Source organism: Candidatus Hydrogenedentota bacterium (genome assembly GCA_012523015.1).
GTDB lineage: Bacteria > Hydrogenedentota > Hydrogenedentia > Hydrogenedentales > CAITNO01 > JAAYBJ01.
In genome coordinates this window covers 15,631-36,566 of sequence record JAAYJI010000352.1, presented here as the reverse complement: position 1 = coordinate 36,566, position 20,936 = coordinate 15,631, and the positions used below count along the sequence as shown (strand labels likewise).

Below are 20,936 nucleotides of genomic sequence, written 5' to 3'. Positions count from 1 at the left end.
GCCGTGAAGCTGTTTCAAGATAAGGTTGTATTGATCACCGGCGGCACCCGCGGCATCGGCCTTGCCTGCGCCGCCTATTTCGCCAAAGAAGGCGCGCAAGTAGCCTTGTGCGGAAGGGATGCGTCTCGTGCGCAGGAAGCGGCCGAGACAATCAGCGACACTTGTTTGGGGCTCGCAGCAGACATCAGCAATCCTGATGCCGCCTCGGCCTTGGTGAAGTCGGTGACAGCGCATTTCGGAGCCCTTCACATTCTGGTCAACAACGCCGGCGTCACCCATGACGGCCTGTTGATGCGCATGACCGATGAGCAATGGCGCACGGTGATGCAAACCAACCTGGATGGCGTCTTTTATTTGACCCGAGCTGTATCGCGTGTTATGATTCGGCAGCGCTTTGGGCGTATCATCAATATCGGTTCCGTCGTAGGCTTGCACGGACAAGCCGGACAATGCAATTACGCCGCTGCGAAAGCGGGCTTGGTCGGCTTTACCAAAGCGTGCGCGCGAGAATTGGCGCCGCGCCATATCACGGTCAATCTTGTTGCGCCTGGTTTTGTGGAAACCGATATGACTGCCGCCATGACGCCTGCCATGCGCGAAGAAGCTCTGAAACGTATTCCTTTGAATCGCAGCGGACTGCCCGAAGATATCGCGCCGCTCGTTGCCTTTCTTGCCTCTGACCAAGCCGCATATATTACGGGTACTGTCATTCCCGTGGACGGCGGATTAGGGATGTGAACCCGAAAATAAAGGGATAATTAACAAGGCCTATTTGGTCTTAAAAACAATGTATGGTACAATTTTCGACTTATGAACAATAGCTCTTTAACAGACGTGTATGCGCCCATTGCGCCCGCCATGAAAGAGGTTCGGTTTACCGTGGCCGCTTTGTGGTCGGAAGTCCTCTCTTTAGTCGGCGGTTTGGCCAGTATGGGACAGGGGCAACACTTTGAAGGCAAATTGCTGCGGCCCGCATTGTGCCTGCTCAGCGCCGGTGCGCTGGGAGAGGAGGATCAAAGTGGGCTCGTTCGTCTCGCAGCCGCTTATGAAGCGATTCATATGGCGTCCCTCGCCCATGACGACGTGGTCGACCACGCGTCGCTCCGTCGCGGCAGTTCGTCTCTCAATGAATTGTGGAATGAACACGCTGCCATTTTGGGAGGCGATTATCTGGTCGCCCGTTCTTTCGAAATCTTATTGGAATATGAATGCCCCGATCTTTTGAAGGGCGCCTTGTATGCCATGCGGCGCATGGCAGGCGGCGAATTACGTTTCTTTGACCGGAACCCGCAAGAGACCGATAAAAGCGACTGTATTACCTTGGCCGATACGAAAACCGCTAGTTTGTTTGCCGCTGTCTGTGCCGGGCCTGCGTACCTTTTCGACAAAGAAAAGGTTGATACACTCTACCAATTCGGTATTGATTTGGGCATCGCTTTCCAACTCATCGATGATTTGTTGGATCTGACACAAACTGCCGCCGCCCTGGGCAAGCCGGAATGCGGCGATGTGGCGGAGGGCAAACAGACCCTTCCTCTGGTTGTGATGCGGCAACGTATGGATAACGAAGAGCGTGACCGACTGCAAGCACTGAAAGGTCAAGAGTTGGACGACGACGATTGTGAATGGATCAAGAAACAGGTTGACGCATTGGAAGTGGCGGCTTTTGTTCGCGAAGAAGCCGAAGGCTATATAGAAAAAGCGCTTCAATCAATCTCTGTGCTTCCCAGCTCCCTATACCGGCAATCTCTGGAAGGGCTTACCCACTTTGTGTTGAACCGCCTTTCTTAACAATCAAATAGAAGTCGGATGAACTCAATCAATACAGCGATTCCCCCAACAGCGGATGGATCAGACGAAGCGATAAGTGATCACCGACATGGTCTTTTTCAAAGAGCGTTCCAGTAGAGAAAGGGTTTCATTGTGAAACTCCCTAAACCCAATAATCACAGCTATAGGCTTTGGTTGGTTCTGATCTTTTTTATTGCTCTTTTGTTGCGTCTCTGGTATCTCTATAATGTCGTGCATGCTCCTGATTTTGTTGAGCTCCGTCAGGACATGTCAGTGCAGGATTATCACGCCCGTGCTATCCTTTCAGGGGATTGGACACTGCCGCCGGGACGGAATGACCCAAAGATTATCACCACGCCTTACTATCGGCCGCCTGCCTACACCTATCTCCTCGCCGCCATTTATTATGTCAGCAACGGAAGTTATTTGGCGCCCCGTATCTTTAACATCATCTTGGGCTTATCCGCCATCGTGCTTATGTTTCGTTTTGCCTCCCTTATCTTCGGACAAGGCGTTGCCCTTTTTACGAGCGCCCTCATGGCGGTTTATTGGGGCGGTATTTTTTACGAAGGCGAAGTAAACGACCCTGCTATTTTCGTTTTTTTGCTTCCTTGTCTTTTTTTGCTTCTCCATCGCTGGCAAAAAGATTTCTCTGTGAAATGGATTCTTTTTGTCGCCGTGCTCACTGGCTGTTATGCCTTGATGCGCCCCAATATCCTCCTCTATGGACCCTTTATGGCCGCCTGGCTCTTGTGGGTCGGCCGGCGTCATAAACAGCTCAAAGCTGTCGCCGCGGCGTGGCTTGCTCTTGCCGGGATTACAGCCCTTGTTATTGCTCCTGTAACCGTGCGCAACTATATGGTTTCCGGCGAATTTGTGCCGATCTCCACCTATTTCGGCGAAAATCTTCACATTGGCTACAACGAAGATGCTGATGGCTATACCTCATGGTCGCCTTATCTGCAAAAACTCGAAGGCAGCGGCCAGTTCTCGGTGTGGGAGTATGATCGTATGGTGCAGGGGCTGGGCAGGGAAGTGGGTAATCCTCGGCTAACACATTCGGAAGCCTCTTATATCTTTGCACGTAAAGCCCTTGCTTGGATCAAAGAGAATCCGGGCGCTGCGCTGCGCTTGACTTTGAAAAAGGCGCTCTTATTTTGGTCGCCTTGGGAAATCACCGAGAATAAGGTAGTCCAATATGAAAAGTATTACTACGGGCCTTTAAAATATTTGCCGGGCTTCCCCCATGTGCTGGCACTGTTTTTGTTTGGATCGATTTTGCTCATCCGAGATGGATTCAAGAAGGCATTACCTTGGCAGCAGCACGGAAGCGGATCGTCAAGATGGTCTCTGCTCGCATTGGTCTACGGACTGATCGCCGTTTATTGGATTTCCTTCTTTCCTTTCTTTGTAAATGCGCGCGCCCGACACCCGCTCTATCCTTTCCTCTTTCTGATCGGTGCATACGGTCTGTACCGATTGTGGCAGCTCCTTCTGGAAAAGAAATTTCTCTCCTTCGCCACACTTGCAGTGCTGTTTGCGGCATTTTATCTTTTATCGTCCGTGAATTTTGTTGATTATCAGCCTGATAAGGCACGGTGGCATTATGCGCGCGCTGAATCATGGCTGCGCAGCGGGGAAGTTGAAAAGGCAAAACCGGAAGCGGAACAATTGCTCCAAGAAAAGTACGCGCTCTATATGCCTTTCCGCATCGGCTATGGGATGGAACAAAAAAAAGAGTATAAGCTCGCGGAAAAATTGCTGCACGCCGCCTTGGGCAGCGGCGAACAATCACTTGTCTATCAGGAAGACCTGTATTTCAATATTGGCGGCGTGTTGATGGCGGACGGTCGTATGGAAGAAGCACGGGAAGCGTATGAAGAAGCCTTGCGCTTGAATCCGCAAGACTGCCGCGCTCACAATGATCTCGGTATACTCTTGGAACAAGAAGGAGACACTTCCGGCGCGCTGGCGTCGTATCAGGCTGCTGTGGCGGCAAATCCGGATTTCGTGCTGGCATGGAGCAATATGGGGGATCTGCTCGGGCGGCAAGGGGATCATGAGGGCGCTGTTCAGATCTTTAAAACCGCCCTTCAACACGTGAAAAATAATCCGGAATTCCTTTATAACCTTGCCGTCCATCTTAACGCGGCCGGGCGCCAAGACGAAGCGATTCTCCAATATAAGGAGGTTTTGAAATGGAAGCCCAAAGACCTGCGCGCACTCAATAATCTTGCCTTGTTGTATCAAGAAGAAGGGGATACAGAAGCGGCACTGGAACTCTTCAACCGCGCCTTAGCGTTGTCGCCGAAGTATAGTCTGGCACGGGATAATCTCGCCATCTTGTTGACGCAGTTGGGACAATTTGAGGAAAGCGTCCGTGTCTACACCGAAGGGATCGCCCTTGATCCGGAGAATGCCGATCTGTTGAATGGGCTGGGTTATCACTACGCCGTGCAAGGGGACTACCAAAAAGCTATCGATTATTATCAACAAGTGTTGCAGCGTTACCCACACTTCACCCGTGCACGGGTGAATCTGGCGCGGGCGTGGGAAGCGCTGGGGGAAAGCGGGCAAGCACTGCAGGAATGGGAAGTCTTATCGCAAGAAGACCCCGATAATTCTGCTTTTTTAATAGAACTGGGGAATGCTTGTCTTGCTATGGAGCGTTATACTCAAGCAAGACATTATTATGAACGCGTTCTCGAAGTGGATCCGGAAAATGAGGCTGCTGCAAAGAATCTAGAACTCATGGACCGGCTTGAGGTCGATTCTTTATAAAACGGGCATCAATATGGCAACGGAAAGATTAGCAGGAAAAACCGCACTGATAACAGGCGCGGGGAAGAGGCTGGGCGCGGCGATGAGTATCGCTTTGGCAAAACAGGGCGTCCGCGTACTCATCCACTATAATCACGGCGAAAAAGCGGCTGAGGAATTGGCACAGCGCCTTATCGCGGCGGGCGGAAAAGCTGCCGTCGTCCAAGGGGATCTTTCCAATGGTGATGGGGCGAAAGCGCTTATGGACAGGGCTTTCACTCAGTTTGGCGCGATCCATATCCTGATCAACAACGCTTCCATATTCCATCAAATGACTTTCATGGAAAGCACGGAAAAAGCAGTCGCAGAAAATATGGCTGTCCATGTGATTGCGCCCCTGTTGCTGGGACAGGCTTTTGCTGCACAAGGATTGTCCGGCTCCATCATTAACATGATTGATACGCGGGTTATGGATTATGATTTTAACCATGTCCCTTACCATATGAGCAAAAAAGCATTGCATAGTCTTACCAAAATGATGGCAGTCGAGTTTGCTCCGCTCCTTCGTGTGAATGCCGTTGCACCCGGGTTAATCTTACCGCCTGCCGGACAGGATGAATCTTATCTGGAACAACTTAAATCAAGCAATCCCCTCAACCGCGTGGGCAGTGCAGACGATATTGTACGGGCAGTGCTTTATTTGCTTGAATCTGATTTTGTAACGGGACAAACTCTGTTTGTTGATGGAGGAAGACATTTGAGAGGGCGCATGTATGAATGAATCATCTTGGGATCGGATTTATATACGGGACTTAAACGCGCGTTGTATACTGGGCATTTTTCCCGAAGAACGGGAAAAGCTGCAAGAGGTCTTGATTAATATCATTCTCTACACCGACATGACCAAGGCGGAAGAGAGTGATTCCATTGAAGATACCGTCGATTACAAACAGGTAAAGACCAATGTTCTTGATCTTGTACAAAGTTCATCGTGTTTCTTGGTCGAAAAACTCGCGGGAGACGTAGCGAAGCTTTGCTTAGCTACGCAGGGTGTGGAACAAGTCACGGTAACCATAGATAAACCCGGTGCTTTGCGTTTTGCCCGAAGTGTGGGCGCTGAAATCACGAGAAAACGGTCAAAAGCCGATTAGAGCGAAAGCGAATCATGCGGGATTGTTATATTTCTGCAGCCGGCAATATTCGGCCGGAAGAAAATATTTTGGAAGCACTGCTGCAATTACATAAGCTGTTTCCGATTCGTGCACTCTCCGGTTTTTACCGAACCGCCGCCATAGGACGGCCTGAACAGCCCGATTATCTGAATGGTGTCGTCTCTATCCTCTATGACGGTGATCCCAAGGGGTTGAAGTTTGAAGTGTTGCGTCCTATTGAGGCCGCGTTGGGGCGGCAACGAAGCGGAGACAGCTATGCGGCGCGGCCTGTTGATTTGGATATACTCTTGTGCGGCGATTTGGTTATAGACGACCCTGAATTGCAATTGCCGGATCCCGATATCCTGCAGCGTCCCTTTCTTGCAGCGGGACTATTGGAACTCAATGCTGATCTGGTCATGCCGGGTACGGCATCAGCGTTGAAAACCTTGATTACAAAAGTACAATTGGAAAGCTTGGAACGGGATACGCCGTTTACAAAAACTTTACACGAAAGGTTGAGCATATGAATATTGAACGTGTCAGTTCGTTGATACGGGAACTTCTCTTAGAGATTGGTGAGGATCCGGAGCGGGAAGGTCTGCTGAAAACACCCGAGCGGTATGCTAAGGCACTGCAATTTTTAACGCGCGGCTATTATCAAGACCTTGACACCATCATCAACAATGCTATTTTTCAGGCTGAATCCAATAACATGATTATCATGCGGGATATAGAACTCTATAGCCTCTGCGAACATCATATGCTTCCCTTTTTCGGCTATGCCCATGTGGGTTATATTGCACAAAAAAAAGTCATCGGACTGAGTAAAATCGCGCGGATCGTTGATTATTACGCACGCCGTCTTCAAATCCAAGAACGACTTACTGCGCAAATTGCCCGAGCCATTATGGATCATACCCAGGCTGAGGGTGTCGGCGTTGTATTGGAATGCAGACATCTTTGCACCATGATGCGTGGGGTTGAAAAACAAAATTCAATCATGACCACCTCCTCGGTTTTGGGCAGTTTTCATGATGACGCCATCACACGGCAGGAGTTCTTACAACTGCTTGACAAGTCCACGCACAAATAGTTTCAGATCATGTAATCTTCTGTAAAGATCCGAGCATTGCGCAGGTTGATGAAAACCTGTTCGCCCGGCTTGGGGCGAAGTTGTCTGTATCGTTCATGGGATAGTTCCACCAATACAGATTCGCCCGTGTCCAATTCCAATTCTACTTTCACGTGCGGGCCTGCAGATTGGATGCGCCGCACGCAGGCAAGAGCCGTCGATGCACCGTGAGACTCTTTCACGATTTCTAAATCATGGGGCCGCACAAATAGGCGTGCCGGCGAACCGTCTTCGCAAGTCAGGGAAGTGGTATGTAATTGCCAGCCTCCAAAAATCGCCTTTCCCGATTCTATACGGCCGTGAAAGAAATTGACATTCCCTAAAAACTTCATGACAAATTCGGTGGCAGGCTGGTGAAATACTTCATCGGGTGCGCCGATTTGTTCAATCTTGCCTTCATTCATCACGACTACACGGCTTGCTAGTTCCAACGCTTCCTCTTGGTCGTGGGTCACAAAAACGCTGGTCACATGAATCTCCTCGTGGAGGCGGCGAAGCCAGCGCCGCAGATCCTGCCGCACCCGTGCATCCAAAGCGCCAAAGGGTTCATCCAAGAGCAGCACACGCGGTTCGATAGCAAGGGCGCGTGCCAAAGCCACCCGCTGCCGTTGTCCTCCGGAGAGTTGCGCTGGATAGCGGTTCCCCAGATTTTCCAGCTGGATCAGTTGCAGCAGCTGCATTACTTTTTCTCGAATAGCTCCTTTGGAAGGGCGGGTACGGCGCGGCCGGGCGTGAAGTCCAAAAGCGATGTTATCAAATACGGTCATGTGTCGGAAGAGCGCATAGTGTTGAAACACAAAGCCAACGCGACGATTGCCGGGATCGCAGCGGGCTACATTTTCCTCGCTCAACATCACCTTGGCTCCCGGCGTGTCATCGGGGATATCCAGTCCGGCGATAATCCGAAGCAATGTCGTTTTGCCAGAGCCGGAAGGACCCAACAAGGCGACCAACTCTCCTGTATCAACACGGAGACTCACATTGTCCAGCGCCTTAAAATCGCCAAAGGATTTGCTGATATTCGTGACTTCGATACTCACATTAACGTTCCTTCCTGAGTTGGACCATGTTGAGCAAATCCGCGCCGCTCCCGTTGAAGACGCCATTCCAGTAAGCTTTTGATAAGGAGCGTGACCAAAGCGAGCATGGCGAGGAGCGACGCAACAGCGAAGGCAGCGCTGAAGTTGTATTCGTTATATAAAATCTCTATATGAAGGGGCATGGTAATGGTAGAGCCTCTTATGTGTCCGGAGACCACCGAGACGGCGCCAAATTCGCCCATGGCTCGTGCATTGCATAAGATAATTCCATGGAGCAGCGCCCACTTGATATTAGGCAGTGTGATGAGCCAAAAGGTTTTCAACGCGCCGGCTCCCAAGGAAATGGCAGCCTCTTCTTCATCTCTGCCTTGTTCCTGCATGAGGGGCACCAATTCACGGACAATGAAGGGGAAGGTAATAAAGAAGGTGGCAATAAAGATAGCAGGCGGCGCAAAGATAAGGGTTATATCCATTGCCTTCAGCCAAGGACCGAAGACACCATTGGAACCGAGCATCAAAATGAAGATCAGTCCCGCAATGACAGGGGGAACAACAAAGGGCAGGTCGATCAATGTGAGGAGCAGGCTTTTCCCGCGATAATCGAACTTGGTCAACGCCCAAGCGGCCATGTTGCCGAAGAAGGTATTGAGCGGCACTGTAACGGCAGCCACAAAAAGCGTGAGCAGTACAGCAGCACGGGCGTCCGCTTCTGTAATGGCGGCGATGTAGCTATTGATGCCGCCGCGAAAAGCTTCTATAAATACAAGGATAAGGGGGAGCACCAGAAATACAGAGAGAAAAACGAGGGTCACGAGGGTGCAACAATATTTGGTCCAGTGAAAACGATAACGATTAGAGCTCATATCAATCTACCTGTTGCGTTTTGCGGCTGAGACGCCACTGGAGAAGATTAACAGACAACAACATCAAAAAGGAGAGGCAGAGCGCGATGACCGCCAACGCCGTGGCACCGGCATAATCGAACTGTTCCAATTTACCCATAATCAACAAAGAAATGATCTCGGTGCGCATGGGTAGATTGCCGGAAATGAAGACAACAGAACCATATTCGCCCAGTGCCCGCGCCAATGCAAGGGTGAAGCCGGTCAGCAATGCCGGCCGTAAGGAGGGTAAATTTACGCGAATAAATAGGGTGAAGGATGACGCGCCCAGATTCCGTGCTGCCTCTTCATACTCAGGATCTAGGTCGGCTATGGCGGGCTGCAAGGTGCGCACCACGAAAGGAAGTCCGATAAAGGTAAGCGCCACGACCACGCCTGCAGGGGCGAAAGCAACCTGTATCCCCAGCATATCCAGGAAGCGGCCGATAAGACCGGTTCGTGCGAAGAGTGTTGTCAGCGCAATCCCTGACACTGCCGTAGGAAGGGCAAAGGGGATATCGACCAAGGCGTCCACAACGCGATGACCGGGGAAAGGGTAGCGGACAAGGGTCCACGCAACCACAAAGCCGAAGACAAGATTTAAGGACGCGCCTATAAAAGCGGCGGCAAAACTCAGGCGTAACGCGGCAAGGGTACGGGGATCTAAAAGAACCGTCTTAAAGGTGCTCAGCTCAAGGGACAGTGCTTTGAAACCCAAGATAGACAGGGGAAGCAAGACAAGAAGACTGAGATAGGTGATCGTATAGCCCAGACTCAATCCAAAGCCCGGAAGAAAGTGACGCCGTTTAATCGGTAATGCCATGCTGTGCTTTTCCTTGCCGAATTCTTATGGTGAAGCGCTAAACAGTGAAGAGAACAAGCCTGATTCAGAAAAATGACGGGTATGGGCTTCTTGCCAACTGCCAAAGCAGGATTCCAAGGTAAATAGTTTCACATCTACAAAGCGTGCCAAATGCTCTGCTTCCACATATTCAGGATGCCTTGGCCGAAAATAATGATTCGCAATGATCCGCTGACCTTCCGGCCCATAGAGATAGTCTAAATACGCCTTTGCAACAGTCTCCGTAGCCCGCCGCTTGGTTACCGCATCCACCCAAGCGACGGTGGGTTCTGTCAGAATGCTGATAGACGGTACAACGAGCTCTATCCCGTCGGCAATTTCCAGGTCTAAGACCAAAAACGCTTCATTTTCCCATGTCAACAACACGTCCCCAATGTTTCTTTGTAAAAAAGTGGTCGTTGCCGCCCGTGCGCCGGAATCCAATACGGGTACCTGTTGGAAGAGGCGCTTTATAAAGGCATAAGCCTGGGTTTCCGTTTCCGTTAATGCTTCTCCCGCGTGCGAAGGCGCAGGGAAACTGCCGCCGGAAGCGCGGTCGAGGGCATAGCCCCAAGCTGCTAAATAGGCCCACCGTGCGCCGCCCGAAGTGAGCGGGTTGGCGGTGATCACCTCCACGTCCGGCCGAACCAAGTCGTCCCAATCTTGGATCGATTTGGGATTTCCTTTTCTCACAAGAAACACAATAGTAGAGGTATAGGGCGCGCTGTTGAAGGGCAGACGGTTCTGCCAGTCTGAATCTATAAGCCCGCTCTTATCCACAATCCCGTCAATATCATAGGCTAGGGCAAGAGTCACCACATGGGCTTCCAAACCGTCAATCACTGACCGTGCCTGCTTGCCCGAACCGCCGTGGGATTGTCGGATAGCCACATGTTGCCCCGTTTCCTCACGCCAGGCTTGGGCAAACCAAGCGTTATAGTCTTGGTATAGTTCACGGGTGGGGTCATAGGACACATTGAGCAAATCAACGCGCAAGGGGTCATTATGATTCGAACAGGAAAAGAGCAAGGGCACACAAAGAAGAAAGAAGGCAAAAAAAGACAGAGAGAGGATTCTTCCCCAAGCTGAACCCGTATCAAGTTTAGATAGCATCCCCGACTCTTCCTTCTCAGTTACTCCACCTTGGTTTTGCCGTCAATGAGGTCGCGTAAGGTCGTACGATCCAGTAAATCAGCGGTGTAATTACGAACTTCCAACAACAGGGGCCGGAATAGGCAGGTCGTTTCTTGGCTGCACGCTTCATAATTGGTGATGGACACACAGCCTATAGGCGCTAAGACACCATCAAAAACACGAACCACTTCGCCCACGGTAATGGCATCGGCAGGGCGGGCAAGGCGCAAACCGCCATCTCTGCCCGGCTGCGTAATAATCCACCCGTGTTGTTTCAGATCAAGCACAATTTGTTGTAAAAAGCGATAGGGGATATCGTTGGCTTCGGAAAGGGCGCGTATCGAAATATATTCTTCCCTATCTTCTGCGGCAAGATAACACAAGCTTCTCAGGGCATAGTCAGTTTTCTTTGATAATTTCACGTCATTACACTTCCGTTAATTAATCACGACCAAGTAGGTATTATATTAAAGCAAAAATATAAATGCAAGATTGTGACGGCTGATAATCTCTCTTTCAAGCTGTTATCCATTGCTCATAGGCAAGTGTTATAATTCGGTTCAATGATGTGTTTTTGCGCTTTATCGCGCCGCCCCACATCTGCCAGGGCATTTGTGGTGTTCCCTTTACAATCAGCAAGACTGTTTTGATATAACCAACGATCCAAGGAGCGTTTCTATATTATGCATATTTTAGTGACAGGCGGGGGCGGTTATCTTGGGGGAGAACTGGTAGCACAGGCAATCGCTTTGGGGCACCAAGTGCGCGTGATGGATCGTTTTTGTTTTTTACCTCCGTCGCTTGAGCCTGAAAAAATGTTTGAGCCAGAATTGGCTTCCGGCCGCTTGCAGCTGATTCAAGGGGATATCCGCCGTTTACAAGAACATCCCGGCTTATTATACGGGGTGGACACCGTCATTCATTTGGCAGGCTTGTCCAGTGATCCCACCTGTGATCTCGATCCTGAAATGGACCATCAAATCAATGTTGACTGCAGCTTGGAATTGGCACGTCAAGCTATTGAAGCCAATGTAAAAGACTTTGTCTTCGCTTCCACATGCGCTGTCTACGGCAACGGCGTTTTTGAAATCTTGGATGAAGAAAGTCCTGCCAATCCCGTCTCTGTCTTTGCAGAAACCAAACTCAAGGCGGAACAAGCCTTGCTCAATATGACCTCTACTTCTTTTGCTCCGGTCGTGGCGCGTATGGGGACGCTTTTCGGTTTTTCAAAACGGATGCGCTTTGATTTGGCCGTCAATTACATGGTCGCCGCAGCCATGCGCAACAAACGGATTGTCGTGCGCGGTGGTGGTTCACAATGGCGTCCCTTTTTGCATATTCGCGATGCTGCTTCTGTTTTATTGCGCCTGGCATCCTTTTCCGATGACTTGGTTGCCGGTAAAATATTTAATGTAGGCTCAGACGCACAAAATATCCGCATTAAAGAATTGGCGCAGCTCGTCTCCGACGCTCTGGGCGGTGTAGAAATTGATCTGGCGAAAGATGATGACGATTTACGTAATTACCGGGTTCGTTTTACGAAATTGAACGCCCTTCTTGATACCCCGCCTATGCAAGGAATTTCAAAGGGTATTGAAGAGATCCAAGCTTTTCTCCGAGACGACACCCTTCAGCCCTTCGCAGAGGCCTATTTCAATGTAGATCGTATGAAACGGCTTCGCGCTACTCCTGTCGACGAAGGCGGCGAACCCGTAGCGGCTCGGTTCATTCCTTTAAGCCGCCCCAACTTAGGACCCGAAGAAGAACGTGCGGTCATTAACGCGCTTCGCAGTGGTTGGCTCACTTCAGGCCCGCAAATACGGGTATTCGAAAAGATGGTGTCCGAAGAACTCCACGCGAAGTATGCTATTGGCGTTTCTTCCTGCACGGCAGCCTTGCATTTATGTCTGGCTGCCTTGGGTGTCGGTCCCGGCGATGAGGTGATCACCACACCCATTACCTGGGCTTCCACCGCCAACACCATTGTAAACATGGGCGCTTCACTCCGTTTGGTTGATGTGGATCCCCACAGTATGAACATGGATCCTGAAGCATTGCGCGAAGCGATCAACGAAAAAACCAAGGCGATCATGCCCGTCCATATGGCGGGAATGCCCTGCGATATGGACGCTATACGGAGTATTGCCGCCGCCGCTGCTATTCCGATTGTTGAAGACTCCGCCCATGCCTTCGGCACGTGGTACAAAGATCGGCCTATCGGTTCAGAGGGCTTGAGTTGTTTCAGCTTTTATGCCACGAAAAACATTACCACCATGGAAGGCGGCGTTATTACGTTAAACGACGCTGAATTAGCAGAACATATCCGCCAACTTTCCGCCAATGGTATGATGGCAACGGCCTGGGACCGCTACGGGCGCAGTGCAGTTCCCGCACCCTCAGAGGTTGTTACGCCGGGATTTAAATATGCTTTGGGCAATGTCAATGCAGCACTGGGGATCGAGCAAATGAAAAAGTTCCCCGCTTTTGCCGCGTCCCGCAAACGGATTGCCGAGATGTACAGCACCGTATTGGCTGATGTGGATGAAATAGAATTGCCGCCCAACGTTGAAGATGGCATACACGCGTGGCATCTCTATATAATTAAATTAAACTTAGACAAATTGACCCGAGACCGAAATGAAATTGTCCAAGATTTGAGGCGCGAAAACATTGGGACAGGCGTCCATTTTTACGGACTTCATCTCCATGAATACTACGCAAAGGCGCTTCAAATAAAGCCGCAGGATTTACCGGTGGCGACCTCATTGTCGAATCGGATCATTTCGCTTCCACTGCATCCACAATTGAACGATCGACATATTAACGAAGTGGTGACAGCCTTGAAAAAGGTCTTGTCCCATCGCAGGAAGTGAGTCCGGTTACTGAATGCACTACGATCTTGTTGAATGCGGTAAAACCGCAGGGAATTTTCTGCTCCATGAACGCTTTATCTACAATTAACAAAACGAAAAAACATGCCCATCGAATGAAGAGACTCCTCTTCCTTCTTTGCTTCGTCCTGGGAGCCGTAGCGCTGCACCTGCCGGCTCAAGCTTTTGAAGCCGGCGCCGCAAAAATAGAAATTACACCACCCATCGGTACGCCTCTCAATGGCTATGGGGATCGCATGGGAAAGAATTCTACCGGTGTTCATGATCCCCTATGGGCAAGGGCGCTGTATCTGAACGACGGCAATACACAACTCTTTTGGGTGAGCCTCGATCTGGTTGCCGTAAACCCGGAACTGCGTCAGCGTGTGGAGGAATTGGTTGCCGATCTTATCAATCCGGAAAACATTATCTTGACAGCCACCCATACCCATAACGGTCATGGCGGCATGTGCCGCAACATTCCCTTCCGTTTCGTATCGGGACGCTTTATACCGGATGTCCTTGAAACTACCGCCGTGCGCATTGCGGAAGCCATGAAGAATGCCTTTTCCAAACGCCGTACCGCCGCCTTGGGTTATGCCGTGGGATACCATGACGGAATCACGGTTAATCGCCGCTATAGCGGCGGCCCGGTAGATCCGCAATTAGGCGTCATCATGATTGAGGATAGCGACGGGAATCCGATAGCCTTTCTATCCAATCTTGCTGCCCATCCTACCTCCATAGGCGATGGAGACAAGTTCAATTTTTCTGCCGATTATCCCGGGTTTTACTATGATGAAATGGATAGCTTGTTAGGCGCTGACTGTGTTTCCTTTTTCTTGAACGGTGCGGAAGGTAATCAAACCATTTCACCTCCAGGAAACAAGGGCGGATGGGAACGCACCGAAGCAATGGGCAGAGCGTTGGCGAATCAGGCTTTTGAACTGTCTCAGAGCTTGAGTTTTTCGCAGCCTACCTTGTCGTACACGCAAAAAATGGCTTCACTGCCGCCGAGCTTGGCTTCCTTTTTTCATCCAGACGAAGTGCTAATTGCATCCCTGGAAATTAACGATTTATTGATTTCCTTTTTCCCCGGAGAACCTTGCGTGGAGCTGGGGCTTAAGATGCGCAGCATCGCTTTGAATCATGGCTATGGCGCTCATTTGTCCGTTGGACTGAGCAACGATTATCTCGGGTATTTTGTCCCCAGACATCTCTACGCAGACCTGACTTACGAATCGGCCATGACCTTTTTCGGCCCGGGCACTGAAGATTGGTTCTATGAACAATTCGAATCTGTGATGACCCGTGGCGCAGCGGCACCTGATCCTGTCGAAGCATTTAAAGAAGCGCCGGTGGAGACTTTAGACGGCGGAAGCTTGGTGACCCTCAGCGGCAGTCCTCAGCACAGGGGATTGCAGCGGGGCAATCTGTTTACCGCTGATATTCAGATGCGTTATGAGCAGCGCGTTGTCCAATCTGTTGCTCAGGGCACTTGGCTGCCCGAAGGCGGCTTTTGGAAAAGCATTCCTTCCTTTGTCAATGTGCCTGTTCTCGCTCTGGCGTTCATGGGCATGGGGTCACGCAATTTGTTGAAAGACATCTCCTTGGAATTGCTGCAGGAAATGGAGGGGATGGCGACGGGAGCACGCCTGCCTTTTGACGGGCTTTGGTTGTTGCAAAATGCGCCTCTTTACGATAGTATCGATGACAAAGCACTTCTTTATGCAGCGCCGATTTGCACCATGGCTGCAGTCATTGGTAAACGGGCAGGCAAGGAAGAATTGATCATCGGTCGGAATCTGGATTGGCGTCTCCAAGAAAAAGGAGTTGTTACTAAAGTCCTTCCCGACGAGGGCCATGCCTTTCTACAGGCAGGATTTACCTGGAATGCCGGTCTGCTGACAGCAATGAATGAAAAGGGCTTGGTGCTCTGTGTAGAGCGGCTTCATCCGGAAGTGGGGCAGCTTCCCGAAAAAGCGCCCCTTGAGTTTCTCCTGCGCGATATCATTCAATATGCTGTGTCGTACGCCGATGCCATTGAAAGGCTTCAAAGGATCGACCATATCCGAAACACCCATGTGTTGGTGGCGGGTATGGAAGGTCAAAATCCCCGTGCCGCCATTGTAGAGATGGGGGAGACCGTTACGGTTCGCGAAGCTGAGGATGGCGTATTGCTGGGAGTATTACCCGAAAATGTGCAGGCATCATCCGCCACACGCAAGCGCTATGCTACGGCTCGTGAATTGCTCAATGCCCAACCGGAACTTTCCGTAGAGACGCTCAAACAGATCTTAACCGGTGCCGGTCAGCCTGCTGTCGATAATCTTGAGCGCATTTGGAACGCGCAAACGCGGCACAGTGTCGTTTTTCTGCCAAGCGCCCAAGTGATGGAAGTGGCTTTCCCTGTGCCTTCGGGTACTGTCGGCAAATTTACACGGTTAAGCCTTTCGGAGAAAAACTATGACTGAGACCTTACGTTTTTATAGCATGAAAAGGGGAACAAACCGCCGCCGCCGCCTCTTACACAGGCACAGCGTCAGTGTCGCTAAATATCTTGTCCCGCTGATTGTTCTGCTCGTCATTGTGGGGATCTGGATAACCCGAGACAATCATCCCATGGCGTCGTTCATTGGAAAAGATGCTAATTTCCAAGTGTATATCAACGATGTGGTACAGCGTCGCCAAGATGTCATCGACAGTAATCTCGCCCCCTTATTTTGGGAATCTTCCTCCTTGCGACATGTGATGGACGGCATTGCCCAAGAATTGCCCGTGCCCGAGTGGCTCTTAAAAAATCTGAACAGCGGTCTTTGCCTCGTCTCGGGAAAGAACTTTCAAGACTTCGACAATACCCTGATTGTCACCAAAATGACCCGTGTCGGCTGCATCGCCGAAAAAGCCGCCCGTTTGCTGCCTATCGTTAAAGCCGACACTGCAGGCGGACTGAAACTTCATTATCTCCCTGATGCTTCCCTTTACTACGCTGTACGCGGGCGCATGTTGCTGCTCTCCATGTCACGAGACGAATTGATCCTCGCCCTTACCTTGGAAAAAGCAAAGGCGCTGACGGAGTCGGATCTTGCGGAACGTGTCAAAGAGTCCGGCGGCGCAGATATTTACTGCCGCTTGGAACCGGAAATATTTGAAGAGTCTTTCCGTCCTTTCGAAGCCTTATCCTTTGCCTTAAAGTTTGAAAAAGAGTCTATCCGTTTTCTGGTGCAGGGAGGATTCTCCGACGCGTTCCAACAGCAATATGAAATGTTATTGCCCTCTACTACGGGACAAACGCTGCCCATTCCTTTTGATACGCTCTTTTCTGTTTCCATGGATTTTGGGAAACCCTTGTCGCAAATATTGGATGGACTGGCCAAAGTGTTTTACGAGACCAACATCTTCCCCGAATGGCTGTGGCACAGTTACAGAATGCCCGAAGACGAGACAGAAATTACGTCCTTGCAACCCTTAATTGCTTCCATGCTCCAAACCAGCGATTCACGGGTTCGTTTGGGTTGGTTCGGCATGGATTCCAACGAAATAATGCCCGTGCCACTTGTGGCAGCCACCTTTGAAGCGAATACAGATCGAATGCTTTTCCTTTTCGAAAATATACCCGCCACGCCGGAGACTGCCGATGAAATAGATTTGTGTCCGCGCCTCAATGCGGAAGAAATGCTTTGTCACGTGCCTTTCGTGGGCGGGCCCAATCTCGAACCTACATTGTTGACCTATAATGAAGGGATCTTGTTCAGCTCCAGTCTGCCTTTGGCAATCAACATGAAAAACACCTTGCCCCTCGTGCAAGGCTTTAATCAGCAGGGCAATTTGTACGCTTCGGTCAAGCCCCCTGAAGTGGCAGACACCTTGTTGGATGCAGCACGAGAATTGGCCTATTCCGGTTTATTGCGCGGATATACGCCGGAGAGCTTGGAGCTCGCCGCCAAATCATGGCAAGAATCTGCGTCACGGGTGAAAGAAGCGGCATTGCTCGCCTCTTGGAGTGAGGGACGGCTCCGCGCTGAGGTCAAGATCAATATGGCGGCTGACCTACATGCCCCAACAAATGACGAGACGGCGGACACACAAAGCACCGAATTGGGGGAATCATGAGCGGCATTAAGATTGTCACGAAAAATAGAAAGGCCTACCACGAATACCATGTATTGGAAAAGTTCGAGGCAGGCATCGCATTGCAAGGCACCGAAGTAAAGTCTATCCGCGTCAATAACGCCATCAGCCTAAAAGAATCGTATGTGGATTTGAACAAAGGTGAGGCGTGGCTGGTCGGTTCCCGTGTGAGCCCCTATTTACAAGGCAATATCAACAACCATACGCCGGAACGGCCGAGAAAGCTCTTGCTCAATAGACGTGAAATCAATAAATTAACCCGGCAAGTTCAGGAAAAAGGGATGACCGTGGTACCTCTAACCGTTTACTTCAAACGGGGGAAAGTTAAGGTGGAAATTGCCTTGTGCCGGGCCAAACATTTTTATGATAAACGCGAATCCATCAAGAAAAGAGAATCAGACCGAGAGATGGAACGCATCGTCAAACGAATAAGATAGTACATGATGCTGTCCCTATAGAACCAATAAGCGTCTTTCATACCCGGCTCCGGGTTTCTATAGACGCAATTAAAAAAAAGGCGTATTTCTTATGAATTTGGATCCTGTTTTTGCACATATTCGACAACACCGAGAATCTTATGTGAGCCGCTTTAAAGAGGCATTGGCGATACCAAGCATATCTACTTTTTCAGAAAACAAAGGGGATATGCAGGAGATGGCGACATGGTTTGCTGAACAAATGCGCGCCATGGGTCTGGAGAATGTCGCCTTGATGCCGACCAGCCATAATCCCGTCGTCTACGGTGATTGGCTCCATGCTCCGGGCAAACCCTGCTTGCTGGTTTACGGCCATTATGACGTGCAGCCTTGTGATCCTCTCCATGAATGGACGACACCGCCTTTTGACCCCGCCATACGAGATGACAACATCTATGCACGGGGCGCGTCGGACATGAAAGGGCAGATCTTTGCGCAACTCATGGCGGTTGAGAGCATGTTGCAGGTAGATGGCGAACTTCCGATAAACATAAAATATCTAATTGAGGGCGATGAGGAAGTCGGGTCTCCCGGGCTCGAAGCCTTTATTCGTGAGCATAAAGAGCTGCTCCACTGTGACGCCGTCGTCAATTGCGACTCCATCATCCATGCTGTGGATGCGCCTTCCTTAGTCTATGCCTTACGCGGTCTTGCCTGTTTTGAATTGCGGCTCTTCGGACAACCCAAAGATGTGCACAGCGGCATGTTCGGCGGTATTATCCGCAATCCATTACACGTGCTCTGTAAAGTCTTGGCGGGCATGCATGATGATCAAGGACGCATCACCTTGCCCGGTCTCTATGATACGGTACGCCCTCTTGACGACGAGGAACGGGCTGTCTTGAAAGAAGGTCCTTATGATGACGCCTATTATTTAAAGCTTTCCGGTGCTTCCAAACTCTATGGAGAATCAGGATTTACGCCTGTTGAGCGTCTCGGCGCACGCCCTTCACTGGATATTAACGGTATTTGGGGCGGCTTTCAGGGCGAAGGATCTAAAACAGTACTGCCCGCGAGCTGTGGCGCTAAATTCTCGCTGCGCCTTGTCGCCGATCAAGGGCTGGATCAGGTCGTCGAACAAGTCAAGGCGTATATGAAAGCGGCAGTGCCGCAGGGATACCGCTATGAATTAATCGTTCATTCTTTAGGTCCGGGCGCTATCATGGATCGTAAAGCGCCTGCCATGCGCGCCGCCGCCACAGCTATTGAAATGATCTTCAAGAAAAAGCCTTTCTTCAGGAGAGAGGGAGCGAGCGTTCCTGTCGTAGCATTGATGCAGCAACAGCTAGGTGTGGATTCGGTAATGCTCGGATTTGGGCTGCCCGAAGACGGTATCCATGGACCGGATGAACACCAATCGCTGCCCCTCTTATTTCAAGGCATGGAGTGTTATGCACAGTTCATGAAACTTCTGGCTCTCTAAACGCGCAGCGGGGAAGCAATGCAAAAAGAACGTTTGGATGCGATTGTGGCGAAGCGTTTTAATGTGTCACGCAGTAAAGCGCAGGGATTAATCCAGACAAATAAGATCAAGGACGGCAACGGCCAGGTATTGAACAAACAGGGGCTGCGCGTTGATCCCGCTATCGTTTTGGAACTGGTAGACGGGCCGCCTTTTGTCAGCCGCGGCGGAGAAAAACTAAAGCATGCCTTCGAACATTTTCCCATTCGTGTGCAAGGCAAAACGGTCATTGACGTAGGCGCTTCTACAGGCGGATTCACCGATTGTCTCTTACAAGAGGGGGCAGCGCAAGTCTATGCCGTAGACGTGGGCTATGGTCAACTGGTGTGGGAGTTAAGACAGAACCCCAAGGTGATCGTCCTCGAACGCTGCAACATTCGGAACTTAACACGGGAACAATTGGATGTACTTCCGTCCTTTTTCACTATTGATTGCTCTTTCATCTCCCTGACCATGGTCTTATCGGCTGTAATGGAGTTAATGGCGCCGAATCCCGAAGGGCTCGCTCTGATTAAGCCGCAATTTGAGGCGGGTAAAGAACACGTCAGCCGCGGCGGGGTCGTACGGGATGCCGCCGTTCACGCCCGGGTAATAGAGAGCGTTTCCGAATTTGCCAAAGGTCTCGGATTCAGCGCCGTTGAGGTCATTCCCTCACCGCTGCTCGGTCCGGCCGGTAACCGCGAATTCTTGGCTTGGATGCACGGCTTTAAAAAAGAAGACTAGCGGAACTCATCTTCTAAAATATGCGCGATAAAACGTTCCAGCGATATCTGGTAATAGCGGCTTTCCGGCGTAATGATCACGCCTGTAGTAATATCTTCTTTGCGCTCTAAAGCATCCAGCTCACGGCTCAGCAGATCATCCAATGTGCCTGATACGTGCGCGACCTCGAATTGTTCCAACGAACAATCTACGGGCTTATCGGGGAAGCCCAAAAACCCGAAGATACGCCCGGAAATAGCCTTGTCTACGCCGTCCTCGCCAAAGATTTCACCATATTTGGGATGGTAGTGGGTCGGCTTGATAACGAATTGAGGAGAAACATGGATCATGCCGCGGACAAGGAGGGTTCCGTCCTTTTCGTCCACCGGATTTCCTAAGCAGATATACGGAAGTTCGTGATAGCCTTTTACAATTCCGTAAGTAGGCCGTCGCACGATGATGGTACGTTCAAAAATATCGCGCATCTCATCGGGGCGTAATGACATATTATTCTCCATACAATGTGCCCTGTTTCTCACTACCATAAAGAAGACAGAAAAGA

19 protein-coding genes are annotated in these 20,936 nt (G+C 50.5%); 13 read left to right on the top strand and 6 right to left on the bottom strand.

Annotation, left to right across the window (positions count from 1 at the left end; all coding sequences use genetic code 11):
* Positions 1 to 9: 9 nt before the first annotated feature.
* From fabG to folE, 7 genes are all read left to right on the top strand, one after another.
* On the top strand, positions 10 to 738 hold the full coding sequence (gene fabG, locus GX117_15245) for a 3-oxoacyl-[acyl-carrier-protein] reductase (protein NLO34683.1): 729 nt from the start codon (positions 10 to 12) through the stop codon (positions 736 to 738).
* Positions 739 to 810: 72 nt separating this feature from the next.
* Positions 811 to 1,791: a polyprenyl synthetase family protein gene (locus GX117_15240; GenBank protein NLO34682.1), complete on the top strand. Its 981-nt coding sequence runs from the start codon at positions 811 to 813 to the stop codon at positions 1,789 to 1,791.
* 132 nt (positions 1,792 to 1,923) lie between these two features.
* Positions 1,924 to 4,572: a tetratricopeptide repeat protein gene (locus GX117_15235; protein NLO34681.1), complete on the top strand. Its 2,649-nt coding sequence runs from the start codon at positions 1,924 to 1,926 to the stop codon at positions 4,570 to 4,572.
* A gap of 13 nt (positions 4,573 to 4,585) precedes the next feature.
* Entirely contained in the window at positions 4,586 to 5,332 is a 747-nt protein-coding gene (locus GX117_15230; protein ID NLO34680.1) for an SDR family oxidoreductase, read from the top strand.
* A complete protein-coding gene (gene folB, locus GX117_15225) occupies positions 5,325 to 5,702 on the top strand; it encodes a dihydroneopterin aldolase (protein ID NLO34679.1) in 378 nt (125 codons plus the stop codon). Before GX117_15230 ends, folB begins: the two co-directional genes overlap by 8 nt.
* A 14-nt stretch (positions 5,703 to 5,716) precedes the next feature.
* A complete protein-coding gene (gene folK / locus GX117_15220; GenBank protein NLO34678.1) occupies positions 5,717 to 6,232 on the top strand; it encodes a 2-amino-4-hydroxy-6-hydroxymethyldihydropteridine diphosphokinase in 516 nt (171 codons plus the stop codon).
* Positions 6,229 to 6,798, top strand: a complete 570-nt coding sequence (folE, locus tag GX117_15215; GenBank protein ID NLO34677.1) for a GTP cyclohydrolase I FolE — start codon at positions 6,229 to 6,231, stop codon at positions 6,796 to 6,798. The genes folK and folE overlap by 4 nt, the downstream gene beginning before the upstream one ends.
* A 2-nt stretch (positions 6,799 to 6,800) precedes the next feature.
* On the opposite strand, the gene cysA is transcribed toward folE, so the two are convergent.
* Genes cysA through GX117_15190 form a run of 5 tightly spaced genes read right to left on the bottom strand, consistent with a single transcriptional unit; the run spans position 6,801 to position 11,155 of the window.
* A complete protein-coding gene (gene cysA, locus GX117_15210) occupies positions 6,801 to 7,877 on the bottom strand; it encodes a sulfate ABC transporter ATP-binding protein (GenBank protein ID NLO34676.1) in 1,077 nt (358 codons plus the stop codon).
* On the bottom strand, positions 7,874 to 8,740 hold the full coding sequence (gene cysW / locus GX117_15205; GenBank protein NLO34675.1) for a sulfate ABC transporter permease subunit CysW: 867 nt from the start codon (positions 8,738 to 8,740) through the stop codon (positions 7,874 to 7,876). Before cysW ends, cysA begins: the two co-directional genes overlap by 4 nt.
* 1 nt (position 8,741) lies before the next feature.
* Complete coding sequence (gene cysT / locus GX117_15200) at positions 8,742 to 9,581, bottom strand: sulfate ABC transporter permease subunit CysT (GenBank protein NLO34674.1); 840 nt, start codon at positions 9,579 to 9,581, stop codon at positions 8,742 to 8,744.
* 24 nt (positions 9,582 to 9,605) lie between these two features.
* A complete protein-coding gene (locus tag GX117_15195) occupies positions 9,606 to 10,712 on the bottom strand; it encodes a sulfate ABC transporter substrate-binding protein (protein ID NLO34673.1) in 1,107 nt (368 codons plus the stop codon).
* A 20-nt stretch (positions 10,713 to 10,732) separates the two neighbouring features.
* Positions 10,733 to 11,155 carry an Rrf2 family transcriptional regulator gene (locus GX117_15190; protein NLO34672.1) on the bottom strand — a complete coding sequence of 141 codons (423 nt, stop codon included), beginning with the start codon at positions 11,153 to 11,155 and terminating at the stop codon, positions 10,733 to 10,735.
* A 261-nt stretch (positions 11,156 to 11,416) separates the two neighbouring features.
* On the opposite strand from GX117_15190, the gene GX117_15185 reads away from it, so the two are divergent.
* From GX117_15185 to GX117_15160, 6 genes are all read left to right on the top strand, one after another.
* Positions 11,417 to 13,606 (top strand): aminotransferase class I/II-fold pyridoxal phosphate-dependent enzyme, encoded by a 2,190-nt coding sequence (locus GX117_15185; protein NLO34671.1) that lies wholly within the window; start codon positions 11,417 to 11,419, stop codon positions 13,604 to 13,606.
* Between the two features lie 65 nt (positions 13,607 to 13,671).
* Entirely contained in the window at positions 13,672 to 16,077 is a 2,406-nt protein-coding gene (locus GX117_15180) for a hypothetical protein (protein NLO34670.1), read from the top strand.
* Entirely contained in the window at positions 16,070 to 17,716 is a 1,647-nt protein-coding gene (locus GX117_15175; protein NLO34669.1) for a hypothetical protein, read from the top strand. The genes GX117_15180 and GX117_15175 overlap by 8 nt, the downstream gene beginning before the upstream one ends.
* A complete protein-coding gene (gene smpB, locus GX117_15170) occupies positions 17,713 to 18,171 on the top strand; it encodes an SsrA-binding protein SmpB (GenBank protein ID NLO34668.1) in 459 nt (152 codons plus the stop codon). The genes GX117_15175 and smpB overlap by 4 nt, the downstream gene beginning before the upstream one ends.
* A 91-nt stretch (positions 18,172 to 18,262) precedes the next feature.
* Positions 18,263 to 19,633 (top strand): dipeptidase, encoded by a 1,371-nt coding sequence (locus tag GX117_15165; protein ID NLO34667.1) that lies wholly within the window; start codon positions 18,263 to 18,265, stop codon positions 19,631 to 19,633.
* 45 nt (positions 19,634 to 19,678) lie between these two features.
* A complete protein-coding gene (locus GX117_15160; GenBank protein ID NLO34666.1) occupies positions 19,679 to 20,395 on the top strand; it encodes a TlyA family RNA methyltransferase in 717 nt (238 codons plus the stop codon).
* On the opposite strand, the gene GX117_15155 is transcribed toward GX117_15160, so the two are convergent.
* Positions 20,392 to 20,880, bottom strand: a complete 489-nt coding sequence (locus tag GX117_15155) for a hypothetical protein (GenBank protein NLO34665.1) — start codon at positions 20,878 to 20,880, stop codon at positions 20,392 to 20,394. The two genes, GX117_15160 and GX117_15155, sit on opposite strands and share 4 nt — an antisense overlap.
* Positions 20,881 to 20,936: the final 56 nt, after the last annotated feature.